The 4,570-nt window shown below is 43.9% G+C and carries 3 protein-coding genes and 1 pseudogene; 3 read left to right on the top strand and 1 reads right to left on the bottom strand.

Annotation, left to right across the window (positions count from 1 at the left end):
- Positions 1–15: 15 nt before the first annotated feature.
- Together AB4653_RS09565 and rsmF are read left to right on the top strand one after the other, a co-directional pair.
- Positions 16–483: pseudogene (locus AB4653_RS09565) on the top strand (MlaD family protein); the annotation flags it as partial.
- Between the two features lie 170 nt (positions 484–653).
- Positions 654–2,075, top strand: coding sequence for a 16S rRNA (cytosine(1407)-C(5))-methyltransferase RsmF (gene rsmF, locus AB4653_RS09560; RefSeq protein WP_102257895.1), 1,422 nt, complete (start codon positions 654–656; stop codon positions 2,073–2,075).
- Between the two features lie 307 nt (positions 2,076–2,382).
- Here rsmF and AB4653_RS09555 read toward each other — a convergent pair whose 3' ends face one another.
- Positions 2,383–3,291 carry a S1 RNA-binding domain-containing protein gene (locus AB4653_RS09555; RefSeq protein ID WP_009846647.1) on the bottom strand — a complete coding sequence of 303 codons (909 nt, stop codon included), beginning with the start codon at positions 3,289–3,291 and terminating at the stop codon, positions 2,383–2,385.
- Positions 3,292–3,319: 28 nt separating this feature from the next.
- Here AB4653_RS09555 and AB4653_RS09550 point away from each other — a divergent pair.
- Positions 3,320–4,570: hypothetical protein (locus tag AB4653_RS09550; RefSeq protein WP_372103982.1), on the top strand; the 1,251-nt coding region annotated here is incomplete at its 3' end.

The following is a 4,570-nucleotide window of genomic DNA, read 5'->3' as shown; positions in this document are numbered from 1 at the left end:
TGTGTATAAGAGACAGACGTAGACCCGGGCAATGGTGACAGAAATACGAAATTTAAGCTTAGCAAGGGGCCAGTACAGCCTGAAGGCAAGATATTCCAGCTACAAAGCGAAACGCGAGGCTCGATATCTGAAGGCACACCTATCCTATTCCGTGAGCTAGAAATCGGCAGTGTTATTGATGTTCAGTTAGGCGAGTTTGCTGACCGAATCATCTCTACGATTCAAATCGAACCTGACTACGCGTATCTGATCCGCGCAAACACCGTGTTCTGGAACGTATCTGGTGTCGATGTCTCTATCGGTCTCTCTGGCGCAAACATCAAAGCTGGAACGGTAGACAGCTTGTTAAGAGGTGGTATTACATTCTCAACGCCACCGACCAATGAACTTCAGCCAGTGGCAAACGAAGATCAGTCTTTCTATCTCTATCCTAAAGCCGAAGATGAGTGGAAATCATGGAGAACCGCAATTCCTCGCCCATAAAGTGAACCCTCAGAAGCTCCATGCAAATTAATACCGCTTAACAAAGAATAATTCATCATCAAAATGCAGCCATTCGGCTGCATTTTTGTTGTTTGCTATAAATATGGTTTAGGACGGCCTCATTTTGCTTTAAACTCCCCCGCATCAATGCAATAAATCGAGACACTCTTTTGCACGCTAACGTATATATTCCTGAAGAATTCCTAACGCACATCGAATCAATCATGCCTAGTCATCTAGATATAGCTTCTTTTGTCGCGTCATGCCAAAAACCACTTCGTAAAAGTATTCGAGTCAACACATTGAAAATCAGTGTTGAGGACTTCTTAGTACGAGCAAAAGACAAAGGCTGGGAACTGGAACCTGTACCTTGGTGCGAAACGGGGTTTTGGATTACAGCTGATGAAAGTGAAGCGCCACTAGGTAATACGGCAGAACACATGTCTGGCCTTTTCTATATCCAAGAAGCCAGTTCTATGATGCCACCGTCAGCACTTTTCCAAGGTGGGGCTGACTACCAAGCCGTATTAGACACTGCGGCTGCACCCGGTTCTAAAACAACGCAAATCGCGGCGCTAATGAATAATCACGGCGTATTGATTGCCAATGAATACGCAGCAAGCCGTGTGAAAGTCCTTCACGCTAACATCGAACGTTGTGGTGTTCGTAATGCCGCTCTAAGTAACTTTGACGGTCGAGTTTTCGGTGGTTGGTTACCAGAACAGTTTGATGCTGTGTTGCTAGACGCGCCCTGCTCTGGTGAAGGTACGATTCGCAAAGACGCTGATGCGATGAAGAACTGGACGTATCAATCTGTAGTCGATATTGCTGACACTCAAAAAGATCTGATCGAAAGTGCTTTTCATGCTCTCAAACCTAACGGCGTGCTGGTTTACTCAACCTGTACGTTAAGCACGGAAGAGAACCAACAAGTGTGTCACCATCTAAAAGAGACCTTTGGTGATGCGGTAGTGTTCGAATCTCTTGAATCACTATTCGACAATGCTAAAGCAACCACGACAGAAGAAGGCTTTCTACACATTTTTCCACAAGTGTATGATTCAGAAGGTTTCTTCGTTGCACGCATCCGTAAACTAGCGTCTGTGACACCACCAGAAGTGAAAAAACGTCTGGGCAAATTCCCATTTGAAAAAGCGTCAAAGAAAGCTCAACAAGAAGTCGCTGAACATCTGCTGGGCGCACTCGATATCGAACTACCAAGTGATACTCAAGTTTGGATTCGTGACAAAGACGTTTGGCTATTCCCGGAAGCGCTAGAACCTATGATCGGTGAGTTCCGTTTCTCTCGCATGGGCATCAAGATCGCTGAAACACATAAAAAAGGTTACCGCTGGCAGCACCAAGTCGCGACAACGCTCGCAACAGGCAATGAAGCCAACATTGTAGACCTTAGCATTGAAGATGCTCGTGAATGGTTCATGGGACGCGATGTTCGCCCTGAAGACTTGTCAGGCAAAGGTGAAGTACTAGTGAAGTACAATGGTGCGATCATCGGCCTTGGTAAGTGGGTTGGCAACCGAGTGAAGAACGGTTTACCACGCGAACTCGTGCGCGATAAGAACCTATTCTAAATAGCTTTCGGGCTTAACGGCTTAACGAATCGCACAAACAAAAAGCCCAAACAATGTTAATTGTTTGGGCTTTTTCTATTCTACCGGTCATGTAACTCTGTGTGCGAGCGCTTGTAAATCAACGACTAATTATACAAACATCAATTCAAGTCACTATTTCAAATAAGAAAAATCGCACTTTAGGGAATCTAAACTAGACTTCAACCTAATAGTCAAAAGATTGAAACGATTAGCGTAGGCTCTTCGGAGCCCTTTCCCCTAAGCCCAAACAGGAAGGTTTGGGCTTTTTTTTGACCGAAAGGATCGCTTATTTAACTAAGCTGATACCTTCTTTGTCGATAGTGATCTTGCCAGATTTGTACAAACCACCAATTGTCTTCTTGAACGTACCTTTACTGGTTCTGAATGCAGAGAAAATAGCTTCAGGAGAAGACTTATCATTCAAAGGCAGGTAACCGCCCTTCTTCTCAAGAAGATCCAGAACCTTAGTGCTTAGGTCATCCATCTTAGCGACACCAATTTTCTGAAGAGACAAATCAATCTTACCGTCTTCTTCACGAACATTTTTAATGTAGCCTTTTAGTGTCTTACCAATAAACAGCTTACCGATGATGTCTGATGGGAAAATCATACCCCAGTGTTCACCGTTCACGATCGCTTTGTAACCAAGTTGGCTGCGCTCAGCGATAATGAGATCAACTTGTTCATTTTGCTTATAAGTCGCAGGTGTGTTGTCTAACCATTTGTTGAACTTCGTTGTACCAACGATACGGCTCGATGCTTTATCGATATACACATATACTAAGATTGACTGGCCTTCGTTTAAACGGCCGCGCTGCTCGCTGAAAGGAACAAGAAGGTCCTTACCTTTCACGCCCCAGCTCATGAATGCACCAGTGCTGTTAACACCTTCAACCGTCATCAAGCCAAACTGCCCTACTTGAGCTATTGGTTTTTCAGTTGTGGCAGCGATCTGGTTGTCAGAATCAATGTATAAAAAAACATCTAGCTTTTGACCAATTTCAACACCTTCAGGAGTAAATCGTTTCGGCAGCAACACGGTTCCATAGTCGCTCGCGTCAAGGAATACACCGAAGTCTGCTTGTTTTACTACTTCTAGGTTGTTTATTTGACCAATATTAATCATCAAGATTGTCTCTACTTTAAATTTGGCGGTGATTATACGTGATCTCTGATATGCTTTCGCTAGTTTCATTCATATTTTTATATTCTAGGAGACATCGTTGATCACCGTTGATAAACAAGATGCGATAACACTTAAAATTAACCATGCGATGGCGAAGACCAAAAAGCTCGATATGGACGTTTATCTATTCATTCCCGGTGAACTCGGACTGACTCCGGAAGTACTTTCTGAAAGTGCCTTCTTCTACAGTTCAATTACTCAAAAGCGCGCTTACTACAGTGATAAGACACTATTACCATTGGTACACAGCCGCTTGGCAAAACGCGGACGCTTATCGACGACACAGTATCGTGTGAGTTTGAGTTTGTTCGCCTATCAATACGTGATTGCTTTAGATAAAGCCGTGAGCAGCTTGAACAAGACAGATAGTGACGACGTAACGGCTGATGACGTCGATGAAGTCATCGAACTGGCTTTGGATATCCTCAAGAAGCTTCGTCGTAGTATTCCTTATGAAGAAAACCTAAAGCGCTATTATGCCAATATTGATAATTACCTTTCTTGGTACACGGAGCAAAAGTTCTTATCTTTGGTATCACATATGCCACGTGGCAGTGAATACTCGACGATAAAAGAGCGACTCTTGACGCTTTGTGAAAAAGAGACCGCCCATCGAAAACTTAATCGCTATAACTCAGCGAAGGTACGAGAAGACGTAACACGTTTGAGCAACAAGATGCGACTGTTGCGACGTTTGATCGAACACCCTATCGTCCTCAAAGAAAAGACGACATCAATGGGTAAGAACGTGAAGAGAGCAGTTAAAGGCATCGCCACAGGCTTGGTCATGGTGGTAGTTACCACAACCGTTATATTAGCTCGCGACTTTCTAGGAGAGATTACTGCATCTTTCATCGTATCGATGTCATTCATTTACGCTTTGCGTGAAATCTTCAAAGATGATTTAAGAGACATACTGTGGCGCTGGCTGCGTAAAGGCAAACCCAAGTGGAAGCGTCGCTACTTTGATCCAACAACCAATAAATCTGTCGGCCATAAGCTTGAATGGTTGGACTACGCGAATTTTTCTAAGTTAGCAGACCGTATTCAATCAATACGCAAGAAACGTGTTGTTCAACGTGAAGAGCAAATTTTGCACTATCGTTCGCATACAGAAATGTCGACATCGACATTCATGAGTGGTTACGAAGAGACTCGTGAAACGGTATCGATCAGCCTCAGAGCACTGACACGCTTAATGGACAAGGGTTCAAATAACGTATATCGAATGAATGAAGGGCAAGTAAGCCGAGAATCAGTAGAAAAACGCCACCTGCTCAACCTGATC

The organism is Vibrio sp. 10N.222.48.A3, assembly GCF_041475345.1.
GTDB classification, from domain to species: Bacteria; Pseudomonadota; Gammaproteobacteria; order Enterobacterales; family Vibrionaceae; genus Vibrio; species Vibrio tasmaniensis_A.
This window is presented reverse-complemented; position numbering and strand designations above follow the sequence as displayed.

Bases quoted from the DNA above. Each gene is read 5' to 3' on its own strand.
- AB4653_RS09555 (WP_009846647.1), bottom strand. From the start codon at position 3,291: ATGAAACTAGCGAAAGCATATCAGAGATCACGTATAATCACCGCCAAA.